Origin of the sequence: Chryseobacterium arachidis, from assembly GCF_900129245.1 — a bacterium.
In the GTDB taxonomy this organism is placed as follows: Bacteria; Bacteroidota; Bacteroidia; order Flavobacteriales; family Weeksellaceae; genus Chryseobacterium; species Chryseobacterium arachidis.
The window spans coordinates 121,912-141,942 of sequence record NZ_FQUT01000009.1 but is presented as its reverse complement, the minus strand read 5'-3'; the positions used below and the strand labels follow the sequence as shown (position 1 = coordinate 141,942).

Here is a 20,031-nt window from a genome sequence, read left to right as displayed (position 1 = left end):
GTCTTTGAATCTGCCATTACAATCATCAAGAGTATCTTTGATCTGAGAATAAGATATGCAAAATGTAAGAATTGCTATAAGGATATAAAATTTTGATCTCATTAAATGGATTTGTTTATAATTTTAAAGATAATAAAAAACGCCTCAAAATGAGACGTTTTGTTGAAATCAAAATTTATATATAAAAGACTAATAAGCTCCTTTTCCGATAAAATGTGCCGCGATTTTTTCTGTCAACGCTACTACATTCGGATGATTAGTATATTTTGTAAATCGTCTCAATCCTGAAAGCATCATTCTCTGTTCGTCACCTTCAGCAAAAGAGACAATTCCTTCTTTTGCCGCTACGATGATTTTCTCAACAGCTTTATAAAGATTTAATTGCGCCATTGCAGCTTCCACAGAATCCGCAGAGAAGTGTTTTTCTGCTCTCAGTACGGCAGATTCTGCCATATAGATTTGGTTCAGAATTTCAGAAGCATTCAACAATAAATGTTGCTGTTTTTCAATATCCATCATATATTTTTGAAGCGCAGCCCCTGAAACCATTAAGAAAACTTTCTTAAGATTTGCAATGATTGCTTTTTCTTCACTCATAAATGCAGAATAGTCCGGAACTTCAAATGACGGAATTCCCATCAATTCTTTACTAATCGCCATTGCAGGAGAAAGTAAATCTAATTCTCCCTTCATTGCTCTCTTAATCAACATTCCAACCGCAAGAAGTCTGTTGATTTCGTTGGTTCCTTCATAAATTCTACCGATTCTTGCATCTCTCCATGCAGACTCCATCGGAGTATCTTCTGAGAATCCCATTCCACCATAGATCTGGATTCCTTCATCGGCTGTAACCTGCGTTAAATCTGAAACGAAAACTTTTAAAATTGAAGCTTCTACAGCAAACTCTTCAACACCTTTTAATTCAGCTTGTTGATGATCCATTCCACCTGCAACTAATTCTGCAATTTTATCCTCAACATTTTTTGCTAAACGGTAAGATCCTGCTTCACTCACGAAAACCCCAGTTGACATTTCAGCAATTTTCTTTCTGATTGCTCCGAAAGTTGAAATAGAAACTCCAAACTGCTTTCTTTCGTTTGAATATTGAATTGAGTGATTTAAAATTCTTCTTTGTCCGTCAAGGTTTGCAGCAGCTAATTTAATTCTACCAACATTTAATGCATTCAAAGCGATTTTGAAACCGTTGTTTCTTTCACCCAGCATATTCTCAACAGGAACTTTCATATCATTAAAGAAAACCTGACGCGTAGAAGATGAACGGATACCTAATTTGTGCTCTTCCTCACCGAAAGTCAGACTTTCAGGATTTTCTAATTCAGAACGGTTGATTACAAAACCTGTGATGTTTTTATCATCATCAATTTTCGCAAACAAAGTGAAAGTATCTGCAAAACCTGCATTGGAAATCCACATTTTTTGTCCGTTGATGATATAATGTTTTCCATCCTCTGACAATCTTGCTCTTGTTTTTCCTGAATTCGCATCAGAACCTGCATCCGGCTCAGTCAAACAATATGCTCCGAATTTTGTTCCTGTCGCTAAATCCGGAAGGTATTTCTTTTTTAATTCTTCACTTCCGTAAAGTAGAGTCGGAAGCGTACCGATTCCTGTATGCGCTCCATAAGCCGTTGCTAATGAACCGTTTCCTCCAGAAACATAATCACAAGCCAACATTGTGCTCACGAATCCCATTCCTAGACCTCCGTATTCTTCAGGAACTGTAATTCCTAAAAGCCCCATTTCGCCAAGTTGACGCATTGTTTGCTCTGTTAATGCATAATCTTTCTTCTCAAAACGATCATGATGCGGAATTACTTCTCTATCTATAAATTCTTTCGCAGAATCGCGAAGCATTTTTTGTTCTTCACTCAGTTCTTCCAAACTGAAAATTTCATTTGCAGGAATTTCTTTAATTAAGAATTCTCCACCTTTTACAATATTTCCCATTTAATATTTGATTTTTTTATATTTTAAAGTAATTCAAAAATTGAAGCTGCTCCCTGTCCTGTTCCCACACACATAGAAACCATTCCGTATTGGTTTCCGCGTTTTCTCATTTCGTCAAGAAGCTGAACCGTTAATTTTGTTCCTGTGCATCCAAGCGGGTGACCTAAAGCGATGGCACCACCATTTACATTTAAAATATCAGGATTTAAATCTAGTTCTTTTTTAATAGCAACGGATTGCGATGCGAACGCTTCGTTTAACTCGATTAATTCAATATCTTTTAATTCTAAACCTGCCTGTTTTAAAGCTTTTGGAATTGCATAAATTGGTCCCATTCCCATGATTCTTGGCTCAAGACCTGCTGCTGCATAAGCAACCAATCTTGCTTCAGGCTCTAATCCTAATTCCTTTACCATCTCTTCGCTCATCACCATCACGAAAGCCGCTCCATCACTCATTTGAGAAGAGTTTCCGGCAGTTACGCTTCCTCCATTTGCAAAAACGGGTCTTAATTTAGCCAAACCTTCAAAAGAGGTATCTGCTCTTGGGCCTTCATCTACTGAAAAGTCAAACTTTTTAGTCTGCATTTTCTGGTTTTCATCCAGGAAATTATATTCAACAGGAATCGGAACAATCTGGTTGGCAAATTTTCCTTCCTGATTGGCTTTTAAAGCCTTCATGTGAGACTCAAACGCAAACTGATCCTGTTCTTCTCTTGTGATATTGTATTGTTTTGCAACTTCTTCCGCTGTATAGCCCATTCCCCAATAATAATCAGGGTTTGTTTTGGCAATATCCGTTTCAGGAACCGGTTTGTAACCACCCATCGGAATGTAAGACATTGATTCTGTTCCTCCTGCAATAATACAATCCGCCATTCCGGCCTGGATTTTTGCGGATGCAATCGCAATCGCCTCACTTCCTGAGGCACAGTATCTGTTTACGGTAACTCCGGGAACTTTGTCTGTATTTAGACCCATCAAAGAAATCAAACGTGCCACGTTCAAGCCTTGTTCAGCTTCGGGCATCGCATTTCCTACGATAAGGTCATCGATTCTGTTTTTGTCTAATTGCGGAAGTTCAGCCATTAATTTTTCAATCACGGTTGCCGCCATTACATCGGGTCTTGTAAATCTTAAACTTCCTTTTGGAGCTTTTCCAACGGCAGTTCTGAAACCCTTTACTATATATGCTGTTTTCATATTTTTTGTTTAATTAAATTGTTTTGAGAGTTTTGCCTCGTAGAGGTATACTGTTCATAGCTTGTTTTGCAATGTTGCGTGGAGCCCCGTAGGAGCGACCTGTTAATCTTCAATCCATTCAAATAAATATTTTGGATCATACTCAATTTCAAATTTTTCCATGAAATCCAAATATTCTTCTTGAAATGTTTTCTTTTTATGATGTTCTTCTTGATTTAAAATATATTTAACAACAGAATCTAAACTGCTTTTAGAATAGGAAAAAGCTCCGTATCCTTCCTGCCAATTAAATTTTCCATTCATCCATCCTTTTTCATTAATGAATTTTGATGAACCTGCTTTAATATCTCTTACTAAATCTGAAATTGAAACTGTTGGACTCATACTTACAAGAATATGTATATGATCCGGCATTGCAAAAACTGCGAATAATTTTTGATTTCTATGAGAAATAATACCTGTAATAAATCTATGTAATTCTTCTCTGTTTTCTTTTGAAATCAGATTTTGTCTTCCTTTGACAGTGAAAACAATTTGAATATAAATTTGTGTGTATGTATTTGCCATAAAAATTAACAGGTCGCCTCTACGAGGCTCGATGTTTTCTAAAATTATTCTGCTATTAACAGTTCGCTCCTACGGAGCTCGCCATTAATTTCTCAAAGGCTTTCCATTTTGTAACATGTACTGAATTCTCTCCAATGTTTTTCTTTCACCACAAAGTTGCAAGAATGTCTCTCTTTCAAGATTCAATAAATATTGTTCCGTAACGACTGTAGGTTCGGAAAGATTTCCGCCGACCATCACGTTGGCCAATTTATCTGCAATTTTTTTGTCGTGTTCAGAGATGTAATTTCCGGTTAACATTTGGTCGGTTCCTACATAGAACATTCCCAATGCATCTTTACCCAAAACTTTTACTTTCTGTTCGATTGGTTGCGTGTAGCCTTGCTCAGCTAATAGTTTTGCAACTTTTTTAGCTTCTGCAATCTGTCTGTTTTTGCTTACAGAAACGATGTCTTTTCCTTTTTCAAGGATTCCCATGTCGTAGGCTTCATAAGCAGAAGTTGCCACTTTACCCATTGCGATATTCATGAAAGCTTCGCGAAGTCTGTTGTTTTTCACATCATCGTTGTGGAATTCTCTTGACGTTCTCAAAGTCAACTCTTTCGTTCCACCACCACCAGGAATTACACCAACTCCGGTTTCAACCAATCCGATGTAAGTTTCTGCTGCTGCGACAACTCTGTCGGCGTGCATCGTCATTTCGCAACCGCCACCAAGTGTCATTCCGTGAGGAGCAACTACGACAGGAATTGAAGAATAGCGAACTCTCATCATCGATTTTTGGAAATAGGCAATTGCCATATTCAAATCATCCCAATCCTGTTCGATCGCCATCATTAAAATCATCGCTAAATTCGCTCCCACAGAGAAATTAGCACCTTGATTTCCTATTACTAAACCGTCGTATTCTTTTTCAGCTAAATCAATAGCTCTGTTCAATCCGTCCAAAACTTCTCCTCCTAAAGAGTTCATCTTAGAACGGATTTCAAAGTTGATGATTCCGTCACCTAAATCTTCAATTGCAGCTCCTGAATTACTCCAAAGCGTTTTGTTTTTTCTGATATTATCTAAAATAATGAAAGCATCCTGACCGGGAATTTTTTTGTATTCACCAGAATTTTTATCAACATAAATGCTTTGTCCTTCATTATTAACTTTATAGAAAGTCTCTACATTTTTTACCCAGTCTGAAACCTGATAACCTGCTTCTGTTGCCAATTCAATTCCTTTTTGAACACCAACAGCATCCCAGATTTCAAACGGACCGTTTTCCCAACCGAAGCCTGCTCTCATGGCATCGTCGATTTTATAAACTTCGTCAGAAATTTCAGGAACTTTGTGTGAAACGTAAGCGAATAATGCTCCTAAAGATTTTCTGTAAAGCTCTCCGGCTTTATCTTTTCCGCCAATTAAAACTTTAAATCTATCAATTGGCTTGTCAATATTTTTTGTTAATTCTAAAGTCGGGAAAGAAGATTTTCCTTGAAGTTCATATTCTAAAGTATCAAGATTTAAACCGTGAATTTCAGATTTTCCTTCTGCATTTTTCACTTTTTTGTAGAAACCTTGTTCTGTTTTTGAACCTAGCCATTTATTATCAACCATTTTTTGGATATAATCAGGAAGTGCAAAAACATCATTGAAATCATTAGCTTCGGCACCGCTTTGACGAACGCCGTTTGCCACCATCACCAATGTATCCAGACCAACAACATCCGCAGTTCTGAATGTTGCAGATTTTGGACGGCCAATTACAGGACCTGTTAATTTATCAACTTCAGAAACCGTTAATCCTAATTTCTGAACATTGTGAAGCAAATCCATCATTGAAAAAACTCCGATTCTGTTGGCAATAAATGCAGGAGTATCTTTTGCTAAAACCGTTGTTTTTCCTAAGAATTTCGCTCCGTAATTCATATAGAAATCAATGATTTCCGGATTTGTGTCGTTTGTTGGAATAATCTCTAAAAGAGGAAGATATCTCACAGGATTGAAAAAGTGAGTTCCTGCAAAATAATGTTTGAAATCATCGCTTCTTCCTTCCGTTAATAAGTGAATAGGAATTCCTGATGTGTTTGAAGAAATCAATGTTCCCGGTTTTCTGAACTGTTCAATTTTTTCGTAAACGGATTTTTTGATGTCAAGTCTTTCAACCACAACTTCAATAATCCAGTCTGTATTTTTTATTTTCGGTAAATCATCGTCGAAGTTCCCAACTTTAATTCTATCTGCGAATTTTGGAGAATAGAGTAGAGCCGGACTTGCTTTTTTCAGTTTTTCAAAGTTTTCCGAAGCGATTCTGTTTCTTACCGCTTTATCATCTTTGGTCAAACCTTTTTTCTGTTCTGCTTCAGTGAGTTCAAAAGGAACGATATCCAGGAGCGAAACTTCTACACCAATATTGGCAAAGTGCGCCGCAATACCGCTTCCCATAATTCCTGAACCAAGAACTGTAACGTGTTTGATTCTTCTTTTCATTTGATTTATTATTTGTAATTGTATTAATTTTCTTGGCATTCTGGATGAAATAAAGTGTAATGAAGAATTTCAATTTTTACATTTAAATAGATTCTTCCTTTGTCAGAATGACATATTGTAGATTTTATTTTCTGTTATTTAAATCCGTTGCAATCTTCATGATTTCTGTCATGACTTCCTTAAAAGTTTCCAATTTTTCAGGTGCAATCTTTTCCATCACTTTTTTATTAAAATTTACCACAACTTCTTTAGACATATTTCTTGAATTCAAGCCTTTATCTGTGAGTTTAATAATCACCTCGCGTTTATCGGTCGTCGTTTTTTCTTTGTAGATATATCCATTGTCTTCGAGAAGTTTGATGATTCTTGTAAGAGAAGTCGGTTCGATAGCCATTTTCGGTCCCAGATTCGTACTTCTTGTTCCTTCTTTCGGATCAATTTTAAGAAGAGTAAGCGCCTGAACAGCCGTAGAATCATGTTCCTGAGCCAGTTCCGTGTACATTTTTGAAACAGCTAACCAGGTCTGTTTTAAAATTAAATCTACATTTTCTATTTTATCCTTATTACTATCCATCATTTATTTGTTGAAATGGGTTTATCCAAATTTAATAAATATTATGCATGCATAATATTTATTAACGTTAAAATTTGTTAATAATCTGATAGTAAATGAATTAAATTGTATGATTAGCATAATACTATGCATGCATAGTATGTGGAGTTAATAATAAAAAAGGCTTATTAGTAAATGGTTTTCACGAAATTAATAATTTCTTCGAAAGATTCACATTGTTGTTTTGAAGAATCATTAGAAATTAACCAAAAGTTGTTTTGAAACTCAAAATTTAGGGTAGAGAGATCTTTTGGGAAGTTTTTTTGAAGCAAAGAATACAGCATTTCTTTATAAAAATCAGGGGCAATGATCTTTGGCGCTACAAATTGATCATTGATTTGAAATAAAGAAGCATTCGTCAGTTCATCATGTTGAAGCAAAACATCCTCCACAATTCCGGAGTACAAATGATTGTCTTTTATATACCAAATTTTATCTGCAAATTCCTTTGCTAAACGCCAATCGTGAGAAGAAAATAGAATTAATTTATTTTGTTCCTGAGCTAATTTCCGAAGCGTTTTTAAAATGATAATTTTATTTTTTTCATCTAAATGTGTCGTTGGTTCATCAAGAATAATGATAGGGGAGTTCTGCGTTAAAGCTCGCCCAATAAAGGCTTTTTGAAGATTTCCGTCTGAAAGATTTTTAAGCAAGGTATTTTTATATTGAAGCAAATCCAACTCTTCTATAATATGTGAAACTTCGTCTCGGTCCTCTTTTTTAAGCTCAAAATAAAAAGGATAATAGATATATTTTCCCAGTGAAATAAGATCTTCGACCGTATAGTTTTGCGGAATAACAGACTTTGAAAAAACGACAGCAATATGTTCAGCAATTTCTTTAACGGAAAGATGTTTAACGTTTTTATTATTAATAGAAATTTCCCCGTTTAAAAGTGGAATCTGATGTAAAATAGACTTAATTAAAGTCGTTTTTCCGACACCATTGTTACCAATTAACAAGCAAACCTCCCCTAAATTCAAACGGGCATTTGTATTTGAAATTAAGGTTTTATTGTAGCCTATGTTTGCTTGGTTGATTTGTAGGTGCATATTAAATAGAAATAAGAGTGATAAATAAAATAAGAGGAACAAGACTAAAAATAAAATATAAAAATTTGTAGTTTTTAACCTTCCATAAGCTGTAAATCCCCAAAATTAATGATCCCCAAAATGCTGAAGGTATTCCAATCATAAACCACCAATTGTGACCGTAAAAATAAATCCAATGTTTATCTAAGCTCGTTCTAAATAGTTTTGAATATTCCAGAATCGCAAAACTTACCACAAATAAAATGATATTTGCAACAATTAATTGTTTTTGTGTTATTCTAATTTCCATTACTTATCTATTAAAAATCGGCTTAGATTACGGAATAAAAAATTGGATGTTTTATATTTAAAATTAACAATTAATCATTCACAATTCATTTTATGCTTTATTCTGTCTCAAAAGCATCATTAAAATTACAGGAATTCCGAACACTGAACTTATTACATTCAAAGGAATCTGTGTTTTTTCTGCAATGACTGAAAAGAAAAGCATGATCAACATTCCTAAAAACATATTCAAAATCCATTGCTGCCAAAGTTTTGCGGGATTATAAATCAGTCTGCAAAAATGCGGGACAATAATTCCGATAAATAAAATTGGTCCTAAAAATGACGTAATAGAAGCTGAAAGCAAGGAAGAAGCTGCAATAACAAATATTTTTAACTGATTCAAATTAACTCCCAAGCTTTGCGCGTAAGATGTTCCCAGCGAATTTCCGATCAAGGGTTTTATTGTTTTAAAACAAGCAAATAATCCAATGAAAACTAAAATTGACAAAACATAAATCTGATTTCGTGAAACCATATTATTCGCTCCGAAAGACCACAAAATATAGTTTTTCAGGCTTTGATTTTCTGCATAAAACTGAAGCAGTGAGACTATCGCTCCTGCAAAAGCAGAGACAAGAAAGCCAAAAATGATCAGATAAGATTTATCCTGAAATTTATTGGACATGGATAGCAAAACCAACATCAATAATAAACTTCCGCCGATTGCAGCTAAACTTAAAAAGCTGTTTTGAAGAAATTCTGGAATGAGAAAATCATGTGAAAAGAAGATGTAAAAAGCGACCGATAAACTCGCAACAGAAGTAATTCCCAAGATATCGGGTCCCGCCAAAGGATTCTGAAAATATTCCTGCATCAAAAAACCTGATGTGGGAATTGAAATTCCAGCCAACAGCATGACTAAAACTCGATTTACACGAATTTCTGCAATCTGACTGTTAGAAGATTCTGTAAAGAAATCCTGAAAATGTAAACTTAAAAATCCTGTGTTCAGATTGGTAACCGCTGTTAAAATAATTGCGATGAATAATAGGAGACACAGGATTTTAAACTTATTCGACATTATAGAAGTCTGAAGTTTATTTTAAAAAAGAATTAATTTTTTCGTTAAGCTGTTCTTCGCTGATCATCCCTAAGGTTTCGTCAGTTTTATCACCTTTTCTCATGAAAGTAAACGGAATAGCCCCGCCATCCCATTCTTTAAAATTGGAAGCGAAAAAATTATGATCCAAAAGCTGTCCGTCCAAAAGAACGGTATAATCCTGAATTCCGTGTTCCTGAGTGAAGCGGGGAACTTCAGTAGTCCATATATCTTTCTGATCTAGACTTACAAAAGTAATTTTTACAGGTTTTCCTTTCAGTTCTTCAATTTTATTTTTAAAATGAGGAATTTCCTTTACGCAAGGTCCGCACCATGTTGCAAAGAAATTGGTTACATATAAAGTATCATTTTTTTTTCCTAAAAATGCTGTAGCAGCTGATGGACTTACCAAAGGAAGTTTTTTCATGGCAGGAAGCATTTCTGTATGGGATAAAGAATCGGCTGTTTCAGCAGTTTTTTCTGAATCTTTTTTTTGACAGCCAATAACAGCAAACAGTAGAATAGCAGAAAGGATTATATTTTTCATAAAAGATATTATTGTACAAAGCTGAACCGAATTTTTTAAAGGTTTTGTTCACAAGAAAACGGAACCTATACCGATTCATAATTATTTTTTATTTATTTTTGAATTGAAGTATGGAACAACAAATCTACAAAGGGAAACTAACACAGTTTCACTGGCTAAAAATAGCGAAAAAGGAAGAACTGACCAAAAATACTTTTTCTCTGGAATTTGAAATTCCCGAAAATCTTAAAGAGGAATTCAGGTTTGAAGCAGGGCAGTTTGTCAGTCTTAAATTTCAGTCTCATGATAAAGAAGTTATTAATGATTATTCTATGACTTCAGCTCCTTATGAGAAAAAAATAGCATTGGGAATAAAAATTAATTCTCCTGACGGAGCAACTTCAGAATTATTTAAAAATTATCATGTAGGTGACGAATTGTTGGTAAGCGAACCTGGCGGAAGATTTACTTTAATATCAAAACCCCATGAATTCAGGACGATCGTAGGATTTGCTGCCGGAATTGGAATTACACCGATTTTAAGTCATTTCAAGAATATTCTTCACAATGAACCGCGAACAAGACTATTTTTATTTTTCGGAAATAAAAGTTCGGAGGATTTGATTTATAGAGATGCTTTGGATAATCTTGCAAGAGCGTATGGTGACAGACTGCAGATATTTTATTTTTATTCACAGGAAAAAACAGCCAACAGTTTTTTTTACGGAAGGCTGGATGAAAAGAAATTGAGTTTAATCATCAATCAGATCCTTCATCTGGACGATACCGACGAAGAATCTACCATATGGGACGCGGTGGATGATGTGTTGATCTGCGGAAAAGGCGAGATGATTAAAAGCCTTGCCAATGCATGTTATCATCACGGAATTCCTAAGAAAAATATTCATTTTGAGCTTTTTGAAGAATTTAATGACGATATTTATCCTGTAGAAAAAGAATTTCCGTTAATTGAAAATGTTGAATTGGCATTTAAAATGCTTGGAAAAGAATACAAAACGGAACTTCCGACCAATGAAGAGCGGATTCTGCAGCAGTTGCTTATCCAAAAATTTCAGGTTCCGTATTCCTGCAAATCCGGAATTTGCGGGAGCTGTGAATGTATTTTGGAAGAAGGAGAAGTGGAATTGCTTGAAAATGAATATTTAACGGAAAGTGAGGAAGAAAAAGGACATATTTTGGCTTGTATGTCTATTGCGAAAAGCAAAAAAATAAAGCTTAACTTTGATCTTAGTTGAGAATAATAAAAAACATATTTAACCTGATATTCATATCAATAGAAATGGGAGTTCTATTGATATGTCTTGCCAATGCATGGGTTTTTGCCTTAACAGACGGCCGAACCTATAATAAGATTTCAAAAATTCCTCCCCGGGAAGTAGCATTGGTATTGGGAACATCTCCTAAAATGAGATCAGGTTTATCCAATCCATATTTTACAAAAAGAATGGATGCAGCGGCTTTGCTTTATCACCACGGAAAAATTAGAAAAATCCTTGTAAGCGGTGAAAAAAGCAAAGGGTATGACGAGCCTGCGGCTATGAGAAATTATTTAATCTATCAGGAAGGTGTTCCGGAAGAAATCATTATTGAAGATCCAAAAGGTTTTAATACTTATAAAAGTATTTTAAGGTGTAAAGATGTGTATAAAAAAGACAATGTAATTATTGTCTCACAGGGATTTCATAATCTCAGGGCTCTACTTTTCGCTAGAAATAATAATATGAATGCTCTTGGGTTTGATGCTCAGGATGTTACCAAGCCAGAAAGCTACTACAGAAACCAATTCAGGGAAATTTTAGCCAGAACCGTTGCTGTAGTATATTTTGCTTTGGGTATTTCACCGGATTAGAAAGGATATCCGAATGCAATATTCAGGGTAGGTTTGAATGGCTGGAAATCTTTAATTCTCCAACGGTCTCCTTCGGGTTTATTAGGATCATACATTTTATAGGCTAAATCAAGTCTTAATGTAATATATGCTACATTTACCCTAAGTCCTACGCCGCTTCCGACACCCACCTGGCCCAAAAATTTATTGAATTTAAACTCGTCGCCGGTACCATCGTTAGTACTTTTCACACTCCAGGTATTCCCGATATCGGTGAAAATAGCTCCTTCATACATTTCATTAAAAGGTACTCTGAATTCTACGTTTGTTGTTAATTTTAAATTATTTGTCATATAAGCACGCACTCTTTCGTCGACCTGAGAATCTGAAGGACCAAGACCTCCGAATGCGACCCATGCACGGATATCGTTGGGTCCACCATTAAAGTAAGATCTGATAACAGGCATGTTGGATGAGTTTCCGTAAGGAATTCCCAGTCCGATAAACTGGCGGAGTGCTAAGGTATTGTTTCCGAACTTAAAATATTTTCTCACATCAAAATCGAATTTCACGAATTGAGCATAAGGAATTCCAAAAATGGTTCTTTCCGGACTGGTGATAATTCCTCCATCATTTCTTTTCTGATTAAAGATGCTAAAGATATTTCCTGCCAATTCTACTTTCCCGTTAAAGTAAAATGCGTTTGGATAATCTTTTTTTCCGATCTCATTATAGACAAAATTATAAATCATAGAGGAGATCAATACATCCTGTGTCTGTCTGTCTTTATTTACCAAAGTACCCACAAATGCAATAAGGCGGTCTGCTCCCTGCTGGTCTAAATCTTGGGCATAGGCTAAATCTACAGTAATAAGACGGGATACCTCATCAATTGAAAGCAGCCCAGAAGTAAATTTCTGTGAAATATCAGGATGAGTAATAAAATAATCATCAAATATTTCACGTCTTACGGCGTCATCATTCACAAAATAATCGTAGTAAGCATCTTTATTTTTGGTTAAACTCAGCTGTGTATTGAACAATGTCAGTCTGTGAGAAACCTTATCGTTCACGGTTGCCAGATAATTTAAACCTGTATTAAAGTTAACTCTTCCCAATCCAATATTATTCTGTACCGAAGCTCCCAAAACAATCGAGGAGGTCGGGCTGTATCTTTTGGGTAATAATTTATAATAATTAAACGGCAGCAATAATCGAGGGAAGTTCAACGATGCCTGGGCAGAGATTTCATAGGCCCAGATTCTGCTGTCGATATTTTTAGGATCTACAATACGTCCGAAAGTTCCGGATAAACTGGTGGAAAGGTTTTCTGCTCCCCCAAATACATTTCTTGTAGTAAGATCTACGGAAGGCGAAACCCCGAAATTTAAAAGCTCGGAATAATTAAGGTCTGTTCCTACTTTTAACTCATATTTCGGAAGAGGTTTCAAAACATAAGATACATCCACAATACTGTCATTAGGACTTGTTCCACCACCATGGCGCAAAGAATCTCTTGACTTGAGAATGCTGAAATTATTCATAGCCAAAATATTTCTTTTGGTAAGATCAAGCTTTTTCTGATCATATACCTGCTTATGACCTACAATAATCGCTCTCCATATTGCACGGGAATCATACTTGTTGTCGGTTTTATGAAACCTGATTCCTCTCAGACTATCTTTTCTGGTATTTTTAGGATAATCACCTATTTCATCAACAATGGCAACATCAATGTTTCCAATGGTTGATCTTTTATAAGGATTATCCAAAGAATCTCTGTGTATTTCAAGGGTTAAAGGAACGTTTTTAGTGCTCTTAAGAGAATCGGCAATAAAACCAACCTCGTCCCCGAGACTGTTGAATCTGTAATACCCATAATCCCTCATTAAATCATTGATTCTGCTTACCTCCTTTTCAAGCACGGTCTGATCAAGGATTTGCCCTTTTCTTACTAGACTTTCCTGCAGTTTTTGCTGATAAATACTTTTTATATTGGGATCTGTAATATTGTAATAATAATCTTTAATATAAGTGGGATCATTATGGGTAATAAAGTAAGTGACTGCAGCTTTCTTAGCCGCAGAATCCAGTTCATGTTTGAATTTTACTTTGGCATCCCAATACCCACGATACGTCAATCTTTTTTCAACAGATTCGGCGCCTTTTTCAGTTTTTGTCTGATCCAGAATTACCGGTGCAGATCCCCAGTTATGATAAAGCCTGTCAAAAAACAAACTTTTCCCGACGCTGTTCTTCATATTATACTTAATGAATAAAGAATCTCTCAGTTTCTGATCTCTCAATTCATTAGGATATGTCATGTATTCATTAAGAAGGGTATCGTATTTCGGATTGGCAGCATTGTAGAGCCACAAACTTAAAGGCATAAACAGAAACTGTCTCTTGTTGGGCTTTTGCTGTACATAACCTTTCAGTTCGCTGTCGAAAGGAGCTTTTTTATCTTCAAACTCAAAATTGTTTTTTACGAGCAGATATTCGCCGTCCGGAACTTTTTTAGTGGTACTACAAGCATAAAGGAGACCCACAAATGTTGCAAATGATATAATTTTATAATACTTTTGAGGAGAATTCTTATAATGCTTACAGCTCATACAATAAAAGTTTTACAGTCTTTAGATAAAAAGAAGTTCAGACAAAAATACAATTTGTTTTTGGTTGAAGGTAATAAAATCATCAATGAACTTCCCGATTCTAAGTTTAAAATTAAAGAAATATTTTCTACCGATCCGCAAAAACTGGGCCGTACGGAAGCCCCTGTGACTCATATCTCTGAGAATGAGCTGAAAAAAATTAGTTTCCTGCAACATCCTAAAGATTCTGTGGCGGTTTGCTATATCAATGAGGAAGAAAGATTAGCAGATAAAAATCTACAGTTAGTATTGGATGGTATTCAGGATCCGGGTAATCTAGGAACCATCATAAGACTCGCCGACTGGTTCGGGATAGAGCAGATTATTTGCAGTGAAGATACTGTAGACTTCTATAATCCAAAGGTGATTATGGCGAGTATGGGATCTTTTACAAGGGTGAATATTGTGTATACCAATTTGGTAGAATATCTTTCGAAATCTGAGAATGTAAATATCGGGACCGATATGGATGGTGAAAATATTTACAGTTTCGAAAAACCCGAAAAACTGAATTTAATTTTAGGAAATGAAGGAAACGGAATGCGTCCTGAAACGGAAAAGCTTCTTCAGAAAAGTGTAATGATCCCAAGATTCGGGAAATCCCAGTCTACGGAAAGCTTGAATGTTTCCATGGCAGCGGGGATTATTTTAGGGCAGTTTTTCAGAGTATAAAGAGTTTTAGAGTGGGAGAGTTTTGGAGTTAAGATCCCTAAAACATATCCACTCTAAAACTCTCAAACCATCAGATAAGCTGTTCCAGACTCGAAACGCTTTTGTTTTTCTGATAGGTTTCAAGTTTCTTTCTTACATATTTCAAAGCGATAGGAGCGAGATAAATCATAGCGGCGCCAATCAGTTTTTTCTTCCAATTGGAACTTTTAATATTTTTTCTGGCATAATTTCCTACAATTGCTGTTACTCCCAATTTGATAAGGGTATCAACTGCATCACCTTTAAAAGCTGAACTTGCAATGCCTATTGCTGCATTTTTATTGATAAAAGCATCTTTAATTTCTGAGGTAATCTGCTTTGCGATTACATCTTTTCTCAGGACAACTTTTTCATCACCGTCTTCATCTACCTTTTCCTGCAGGTACTGGTCTGTTAAACCGTTAGTAAATGCACTCAGGCTTTCTTTAGTATTTTTAAACGTAAGAAGATCTTCCAAGCCGTCGATTTCATCTTTCAAAAGCTTTTTCTTTCTTCTCAGTTCCTCTAAGTTTTCATACTTTCTGCCCATAGTTTAATGATTTAAAAATTTTATTACCTGATCTGCCACATAATTTACGATTTTCTTCTTAAATGTCATAATAATAATCATGACTAAAAGATAAAATGCCGCAACAATCAGAAATCCGTAGGAATGATCACCTAATGCTCTTCCGATGAGAAAGGCGATTCCAAAATTGAACAGAATAATGAAAAAACCAAAGGCAACCAACAAGACAACCAGATAGGCTATAACTCCGGCAGAAAGAGAAGATTTTTCCGTCGCTTCAATTTTCAGGAGATCAATCCTCTTCGTCGCATATTCTTTAATAGTTTCAATCATCGTTTTTGTTTAAAGTTACAAAAAAAGGAACTTTCGTTTATTAAAGTTCCTTTTCATAATTTATCTAAAAAATAAACTATTTTATTATTTTAGATCATTTAGTTCCGATTCTACATTTTTTACTACATCTGCAGTTTTAGAAACGATTTGATCTTTGTATTTATCGTATCCGTCTTTTACCGTGTGTGCTACGCTACTAGCAGTTTCTTTAAAAGTAGAAGAAATATTGTCATATTGGTCTTTTACTTTTTCAGATACTTCACCGTATTTATTTTTAGCCTGATCCTTCAGATCATTAGCTTTTGTTCTTATTTTTTTTCTGGTTTCTTTACCTTCCTCAGGAGCATAAAGCATTCCTAAGATAACTCCCGCTGCAGCACCTGCAAGAAGTCCTGCCAAAATACCCGCTGTATTGTTTTTTTTAGACATTTTCGTTTTTTTTAATAGTTAATAAATATTAGCTTTTTACTTGTGTTGAAATGTACAATTAACATACCAAAGGGGGACAGCATCTATTAAAAAATGTTAAATCTTTTTTACGTGAGATAAAATTTCTTCAATGGTTTCCTTCTTTGTGAGATTCGTATTATCAATTACTATAGCGTCTTCAGCCTGTTTCAATGGGGCAATTTCCCGCTCACTGTCTATTCTGTCGCGTTCTATAAGGTTTTCTTTTACTTGCTGCTCATCTGCTTCTATGCCTAATGAAAGCAGTTCGTGATAGCGTCTTTTGGTACGCTCATCAATGCTTGCTGTCAGAAAAAACTTATAGTCCGCATCTGGCAGAACTACTGTCCCAATGTCACGTCCGTCCATGATAATGCCACCTTTTTCTGCCAGGGAACGCTGCGACTGTAGTAGAAAATCTCTCACTTCCTTTTGTTTTGCGACAAAACTTACATTATCCGAAACCTCATTGCTTCTGATCGCTTTTGAGATATCAATATGGTTAAGGAAAAGAATCAGTTCTCCATTGTCATTTTTAAATTCAAGCTCGATCTGATCGAAAGAGGAGAATAATACTTCTAAATTAATAGTCCCCTTTTCCTCAAGGCAATTCTGAAGTGCAAACCAGGTTACTCCTCTGTAAAGTGCGCCCGTATCCAGATGAATAAGACCCAGCTTTTCCGCAATGACTTTAGATATTGAACTTTTTCCGGTAGACGAGTACCCGTCGATCGCTATTACAGGTTTTTTCATACCGCAAATTTCAAGAAATTTTCTTAAAAATCAAGAAACCTTAAGGGATTTTCTTAAGGTTTCTTTTTATTTTGTACTAAATATTTTAATGTAAATTAATATCCTGCGTGGCTGGTAAGATCTACGGAAATACCTATCTGGTTGACATTCGAAGCATTGTGGTATCTCACATGAGCATAATCGATTCTGAATCTTGAAAGCTTGATCCCGAAACCTCCGGAAATACCGGAAAAATTTCGTTGATCCGCAACTGCCAATTCATTTCCTCTTTTCACATTATATCCCAATCTGATATTGAACCCTTTTTCCGGGAACAATTCTGCACCCACAGAAAAATGGTCAGCAATTTTTCTTCCTACATTTACTTCCTGGCCATTGACATTATATTGAGATGAAATATCAAATTCCTGAAGATCGTGAGCGGTAATTGTGATTGCCAAAGGAATGACCTTCAAAATTCTTGTGTAGCCTAAATCTATTCTAAAGGGAAGGTTTTCTCTGGTTCCGTTGAATGATTTGAACTGATAACCGAAATTTCTCAAGACCAAAGATGCTGTTTCTTTGTTTTTTTTATTGTGATAGGTAATTCCTGCGTTTCCTGAAATTGCAGAAGACGTATAAGTGTCGATTTTTGAAGTGATAAAATTCAAACCTCCGCCAATTGTCCAATCTTCTTCAAACTGATAAGCATATCCTGCTCCTACTGCAACATCAGAAGCATTAAATGTACCGTTCTCGAAACCGCTGTCATCTGTCCTAGGAATGTCTCCGTAGCTCATATACCGCGCATTGATCGTGGCCATGTGGCCGTTATCAAAGTCTTTCGCATAAGCAATGGTTCCGTACTTAGAATCCGCAAGGTAAGCTGTTGCGTTTACAGAAAGTTGGTTATCAGAATCTTTATTCAATAAAGACGGGTTTGCAATGGCAAAGGAAACATCACGATCTCTAATGGAAATTGCATCACCGCCCAAAGCAGCCTGTCTTGCAGAAACAGGAAGGTTTAAAAACGGAAAAACGTTTGTTCCTGTTTGTGCATAAGAAACAATTCCTGATAGAAATAATGAAAAAATGACAATTTTCTTCAACTCAGTTTATTATTAATGCAAAAATAATCCTTTTTCGTACTTTTCAAAATATTTCTCACATTATTTATATTTAAATATTTAAGTTTTGTGAAAATTGTGGTTTATTTTAAGTGGATCTAGGGTTTTGCTGGTTTTTCGCAAAGGCGAAACTTCTCGTTAACGGATATTGTTTTAAGGTGCAGGGATTTATCTGTTATAAAATTTAGACTAAATTTATTTTTACTTTTCTGGGCTATGCTTATCATCTAGCAGGGAACTAAGTTTAATATTAGAAAATAATAATGAAAAGATTCTAGCCAAGATCTCTGCGGGATGACAAACACAATGGAAATGATTCAAGAATAATAAAATTGAATCGAATTCAAAAACCTTTATTAATGGTATAAAACAGGACTTTTAAAATTTATAATGTATAATGAAAAATCAACCTTATTAATGATTATATTTGCAAAGTCAAATTTTTGACAAATGATCAACTAAAAAGTTATTTAAAAATAAAGATGAAATATAAAAGAATCCTTCTGAAACTGAGTGGTGAAGCCTTAATGGGAAACAGACAATATGGTATTGATACGGAAAGGCTGGAGGAATACGCAGCTGAAATCAAGAAAGTTGTAGATAAAGGCTGTGAAGTTGCCATCGTAATCGGAGGAGGAAATATTTTCCGTGGTGTTGCTGGGGCTGCAAAAGGAATGGACAGAGTGCAGGGAGATTATATGGGAATGCTGGCAACGGTAATCAACGGAATGGCTCTGCAAGGTGCTTTGGAAGATGCTGGAGTGAAAACAAGACTTCAGTCTGCCATCGAAATGGACAAAGTAGCAGAACCTTTCATCAAAAGAAGAGCAGTAAGACACCTTGAAAAAGGGCGCGTAGTAATTTTCGGAGCGGGAACAGGAAATCCTTATTTCACAACCGATACTGCGGCAACATTAAGAGCAATAGAAATCGATGCAGACGTTATTTTAAAAGGAACAAGAGTAGATGGTATCTACGACAGCGACCCTGAAAAAAATGCTGATGCAGTAAAATATAATTCACTATCTTTCGACGAAGTTTATGCTAAGAATCTAAAGGTAATGGATATGACGGCATTTACTTTAAGCCATGAAAACAAACTGCCGATCATCGTTTTTGATATGAATAAAGACGGAAACCTGGAGAAAATTGTGGATGGCGAGAATGTGGGTACTTTAGTAAATTTGTAATTTAGGTAGCAGGTAAAAGATAGTGGGAATTAGTTTTTAGTTAAAATATTCAAAAATTAATCATTACCAATTACTTATTACTCGTATAATTAATGTGTAATTTATCAAATTTTTATTATATAATGGAAGAATTAGATCTTATAGTAGAATCTGTAAAACAAGACATGGACGCAGCTATTAAGCACTTGGATCATGCATTTCAAAGAATCAGAGCGGGACGTGCGTCTACAAGTATGGTTCAGGATGTAATGGTAGAGTATTACGGGGCTCTGACTCCTCTTAATCAGGTTGCTAACGTTTCTATACCGGATGCGATGACAATCTCTATTCAACCTTGGGACAGAACAGCGATCAACGCTATTGAAAAGGCTATTATTAATTCTAATTTAGGTTTTGCACCTTCAAACAATGGGGAAAATATTATCCTTAATGTACCGCCTTTAACGGAGGAAAGAAGAAGAGAACTGGCAAAACAGGCTAAGGCAGAAACTGAGGATACGAAAATCGTTGTAAGAAATGCAAGACAGAACGGCTTGAAAGAGCTTAAAAAGCTTGACGGTGTTTCTGAAGACCTTGTAAAAGGAATAGAGGCCGATATTCAGGAGCTTACAGATAAATATGTAAAAGCTTGTGATGATCATCTTAAAGTAAAAGATGCTGAAATTATGAAGGTATAATTTTCAGTTTTTGAAAATAAAAAAAGCG

Annotated in this window: 20 protein-coding genes; 5 read left to right on the top strand and 15 right to left on the bottom strand. The window is 35.4% G+C overall.

The window, feature by feature from the left end:
- Positions 1-189: 189 nt before the first annotated feature.
- The 9 genes from BUA89_RS15640 to BUA89_RS15600 all read right to left on the bottom strand — a co-directional run bounded on the left by BUA89_RS15640 (position 190) and on the right by BUA89_RS15600 (position 9,796).
- Positions 190-1,968: an acyl-CoA dehydrogenase family protein gene (locus BUA89_RS15640; protein ID WP_072960137.1), complete on the bottom strand. Its 1,779-nt coding sequence runs from the start codon at positions 1,966-1,968 to the stop codon at positions 190-192.
- 23 nt (positions 1,969-1,991) lie between these two features.
- A complete protein-coding gene (locus tag BUA89_RS15635; RefSeq protein ID WP_072960134.1) occupies positions 1,992-3,170 on the bottom strand; it encodes a thiolase family protein in 1,179 nt (392 codons plus the stop codon).
- 102 nt (positions 3,171-3,272) lie between these two features.
- Positions 3,273-3,737 carry an IS200/IS605 family transposase gene (gene tnpA / locus BUA89_RS15630; protein WP_072960130.1) on the bottom strand — a complete coding sequence of 155 codons (465 nt, stop codon included), beginning with the start codon at positions 3,735-3,737 and terminating at the stop codon, positions 3,273-3,275.
- 84 nt (positions 3,738-3,821) lie between these two features.
- Entirely contained in the window at positions 3,822-6,215 is a 2,394-nt protein-coding gene (locus BUA89_RS15625; RefSeq protein WP_072960116.1) for a 3-hydroxyacyl-CoA dehydrogenase/enoyl-CoA hydratase family protein, read from the bottom strand.
- A 124-nt stretch (positions 6,216-6,339) separates the two neighbouring features.
- A complete protein-coding gene (locus tag BUA89_RS15620; RefSeq protein ID WP_072960322.1) occupies positions 6,340-6,789 on the bottom strand; it encodes a MarR family winged helix-turn-helix transcriptional regulator in 450 nt (149 codons plus the stop codon).
- 167 nt (positions 6,790-6,956) lie between these two features.
- Positions 6,957-7,880: an ABC transporter ATP-binding protein gene (locus BUA89_RS15615; RefSeq protein ID WP_072960096.1), complete on the bottom strand. Its 924-nt coding sequence runs from the start codon at positions 7,878-7,880 to the stop codon at positions 6,957-6,959.
- Position 7,881: 1 nt separating this feature from the next.
- Complete coding sequence (locus BUA89_RS15610) at positions 7,882-8,169, bottom strand: hypothetical protein (RefSeq protein WP_072960094.1); 288 nt, start codon at positions 8,167-8,169, stop codon at positions 7,882-7,884.
- 90 nt (positions 8,170-8,259) lie between these two features.
- Positions 8,260-9,231, bottom strand: coding sequence for a FecCD family ABC transporter permease (locus tag BUA89_RS15605; protein ID WP_072960091.1), 972 nt, complete (start codon positions 9,229-9,231; stop codon positions 8,260-8,262).
- A gap of 16 nt (positions 9,232-9,247) precedes the next feature.
- Complete coding sequence (locus BUA89_RS15600) at positions 9,248-9,796, bottom strand: TlpA family protein disulfide reductase (protein WP_072960088.1); 549 nt, start codon at positions 9,794-9,796, stop codon at positions 9,248-9,250.
- Positions 9,797-9,906: 110 nt separating this feature from the next.
- Here BUA89_RS15600 and BUA89_RS15595 point away from each other — a divergent pair, with 110 nt between their 5' ends.
- Together BUA89_RS15595 and BUA89_RS15590 are read left to right on the top strand one after the other, a co-directional pair.
- On the top strand, positions 9,907-11,031 hold the full coding sequence (locus BUA89_RS15595; RefSeq protein ID WP_072960086.1) for a ferredoxin--NADP reductase: 1,125 nt from the start codon (positions 9,907-9,909) through the stop codon (positions 11,029-11,031).
- Positions 11,028-11,645 carry a SanA/YdcF family protein gene (locus tag BUA89_RS15590; RefSeq protein ID WP_083531694.1) on the top strand — a complete coding sequence of 206 codons (618 nt, stop codon included), beginning with the start codon at positions 11,028-11,030 and terminating at the stop codon, positions 11,643-11,645. The genes BUA89_RS15595 and BUA89_RS15590 overlap by 4 nt, the downstream gene beginning before the upstream one ends.
- Here the strand turns inward: BUA89_RS15590 and tamL are convergent.
- Entirely contained in the window at positions 11,642-14,239 is a 2,598-nt protein-coding gene (gene tamL / locus BUA89_RS15585; RefSeq protein WP_072960083.1) for a translocation and assembly module lipoprotein TamL, read from the bottom strand. The genes BUA89_RS15590 and tamL overlap by 4 nt on opposite strands.
- Between tamL and BUA89_RS15580 the strand changes: the two genes are divergently transcribed.
- Complete coding sequence (locus tag BUA89_RS15580) at positions 14,225-14,950, top strand: TrmH family RNA methyltransferase (RefSeq protein WP_072960079.1); 726 nt, start codon at positions 14,225-14,227, stop codon at positions 14,948-14,950. The two genes, tamL and BUA89_RS15580, sit on opposite strands and share 15 nt — an antisense overlap.
- A gap of 70 nt (positions 14,951-15,020) precedes the next feature.
- Here the strand turns inward: BUA89_RS15580 and BUA89_RS15575 are convergent, their stop codons facing one another.
- The 5 genes from BUA89_RS15575 to porQ form a co-directional block, all read right to left on the bottom strand.
- Positions 15,021-15,518 (bottom strand): phosphoribosyl-ATP pyrophosphatase, encoded by a 498-nt coding sequence (locus BUA89_RS15575; RefSeq protein WP_072960077.1) that lies wholly within the window; start codon positions 15,516-15,518, stop codon positions 15,021-15,023.
- Positions 15,519-15,521: 3 nt separating this feature from the next.
- Positions 15,522-15,830 carry a phage holin family protein gene (locus BUA89_RS15570; RefSeq protein WP_072960075.1) on the bottom strand — a complete coding sequence of 103 codons (309 nt, stop codon included), beginning with the start codon at positions 15,828-15,830 and terminating at the stop codon, positions 15,522-15,524.
- 84 nt (positions 15,831-15,914) lie between these two features.
- A complete protein-coding gene (locus BUA89_RS15565; RefSeq protein ID WP_072960072.1) occupies positions 15,915-16,259 on the bottom strand; it encodes a YtxH domain-containing protein in 345 nt (114 codons plus the stop codon).
- 96 nt (positions 16,260-16,355) lie between these two features.
- On the bottom strand, positions 16,356-17,030 hold the full coding sequence (cmk, locus tag BUA89_RS15560; RefSeq protein ID WP_072960070.1) for a (d)CMP kinase: 675 nt from the start codon (positions 17,028-17,030) through the stop codon (positions 16,356-16,358).
- A 95-nt stretch (positions 17,031-17,125) separates the two neighbouring features.
- Entirely contained in the window at positions 17,126-18,118 is a 993-nt protein-coding gene (gene porQ, locus BUA89_RS15555; RefSeq protein WP_072960068.1) for a type IX secretion system protein PorQ, read from the bottom strand.
- A 500-nt stretch (positions 18,119-18,618) separates the two neighbouring features.
- Between porQ and pyrH the strand changes: the two genes are divergently transcribed.
- Entirely contained in the window at positions 18,619-19,326 is a 708-nt protein-coding gene (gene pyrH / locus BUA89_RS15550) for a UMP kinase (RefSeq protein ID WP_072960066.1), read from the top strand.
- A 122-nt stretch (positions 19,327-19,448) separates the two neighbouring features.
- Positions 19,449-20,003 (top strand): ribosome recycling factor, encoded by a 555-nt coding sequence (gene frr, locus BUA89_RS15545; protein WP_072960063.1) that lies wholly within the window; start codon positions 19,449-19,451, stop codon positions 20,001-20,003.
- Positions 20,004-20,031 lie beyond the last annotated feature (28 nt).

Bases quoted from the DNA above. Each gene is read 5' to 3' on its own strand.
- BUA89_RS15640 (WP_072960137.1), bottom strand. From the start codon at position 1,968: ATGGGAAATATTGTAAAAGGTGGAGAATTCTTAATTAAAGAAATTCCT.
- BUA89_RS15635 (WP_072960134.1), bottom strand. From the start codon at position 3,170: ATGAAAACAGCATATATAGTAAAGGGTTTCAGAACTGCCGTTGGAAAA.
- tnpA (WP_072960130.1), bottom strand. From the start codon at position 3,737: ATGGCAAATACATACACACAAATTTATATTCAAATTGTTTTCACTGTC.
- BUA89_RS15625 (WP_072960116.1), bottom strand. From the start codon at position 6,215: ATGAAAAGAAGAATCAAACACGTTACAGTTCTTGGTTCAGGAATTATG.
- BUA89_RS15620 (WP_072960322.1), bottom strand. From the start codon at position 6,789: ATGGATAGTAATAAGGATAAAATAGAAAATGTAGATTTAATTTTAAAA.
- BUA89_RS15615 (WP_072960096.1), bottom strand. From the start codon at position 7,880: ATGCACCTACAAATCAACCAAGCAAACATAGGCTACAATAAAACCTTA.
- BUA89_RS15610 (WP_072960094.1), bottom strand. From the start codon at position 8,169: ATGGAAATTAGAATAACACAAAAACAATTAATTGTTGCAAATATCATT.
- BUA89_RS15605 (WP_072960091.1), bottom strand. From the start codon at position 9,231: ATGTCGAATAAGTTTAAAATCCTGTGTCTCCTATTATTCATCGCAATT.
- BUA89_RS15600 (WP_072960088.1), bottom strand. From the start codon at position 9,796: ATGAAAAATATAATCCTTTCTGCTATTCTACTGTTTGCTGTTATTGGC.
- BUA89_RS15595 (WP_072960086.1), top strand. From the start codon at position 9,907: ATGGAACAACAAATCTACAAAGGGAAACTAACACAGTTTCACTGGCTA.
- BUA89_RS15580 (WP_072960079.1), top strand. From the start codon at position 14,225: ATGCTTACAGCTCATACAATAAAAGTTTTACAGTCTTTAGATAAAAAG.
- tamL (WP_072960083.1), bottom strand. From the start codon at position 14,239: ATGAGCTGTAAGCATTATAAGAATTCTCCTCAAAAGTATTATAAAATT.
- BUA89_RS15575 (WP_072960077.1), bottom strand. From the start codon at position 15,518: ATGGGCAGAAAGTATGAAAACTTAGAGGAACTGAGAAGAAAGAAAAAG.
- BUA89_RS15570 (WP_072960075.1), bottom strand. From the start codon at position 15,830: ATGATTGAAACTATTAAAGAATATGCGACGAAGAGGATTGATCTCCTG.
- BUA89_RS15565 (WP_072960072.1), bottom strand. From the start codon at position 16,259: ATGTCTAAAAAAAACAATACAGCGGGTATTTTGGCAGGACTTCTTGCA.
- cmk (WP_072960070.1), bottom strand. From the start codon at position 17,030: ATGAAAAAACCTGTAATAGCGATCGACGGGTACTCGTCTACCGGAAAA.
- pyrH (WP_072960066.1), top strand. From the start codon at position 18,619: ATGAAATATAAAAGAATCCTTCTGAAACTGAGTGGTGAAGCCTTAATG.
- frr (WP_072960063.1), top strand. From the start codon at position 19,449: ATGGAAGAATTAGATCTTATAGTAGAATCTGTAAAACAAGACATGGAC.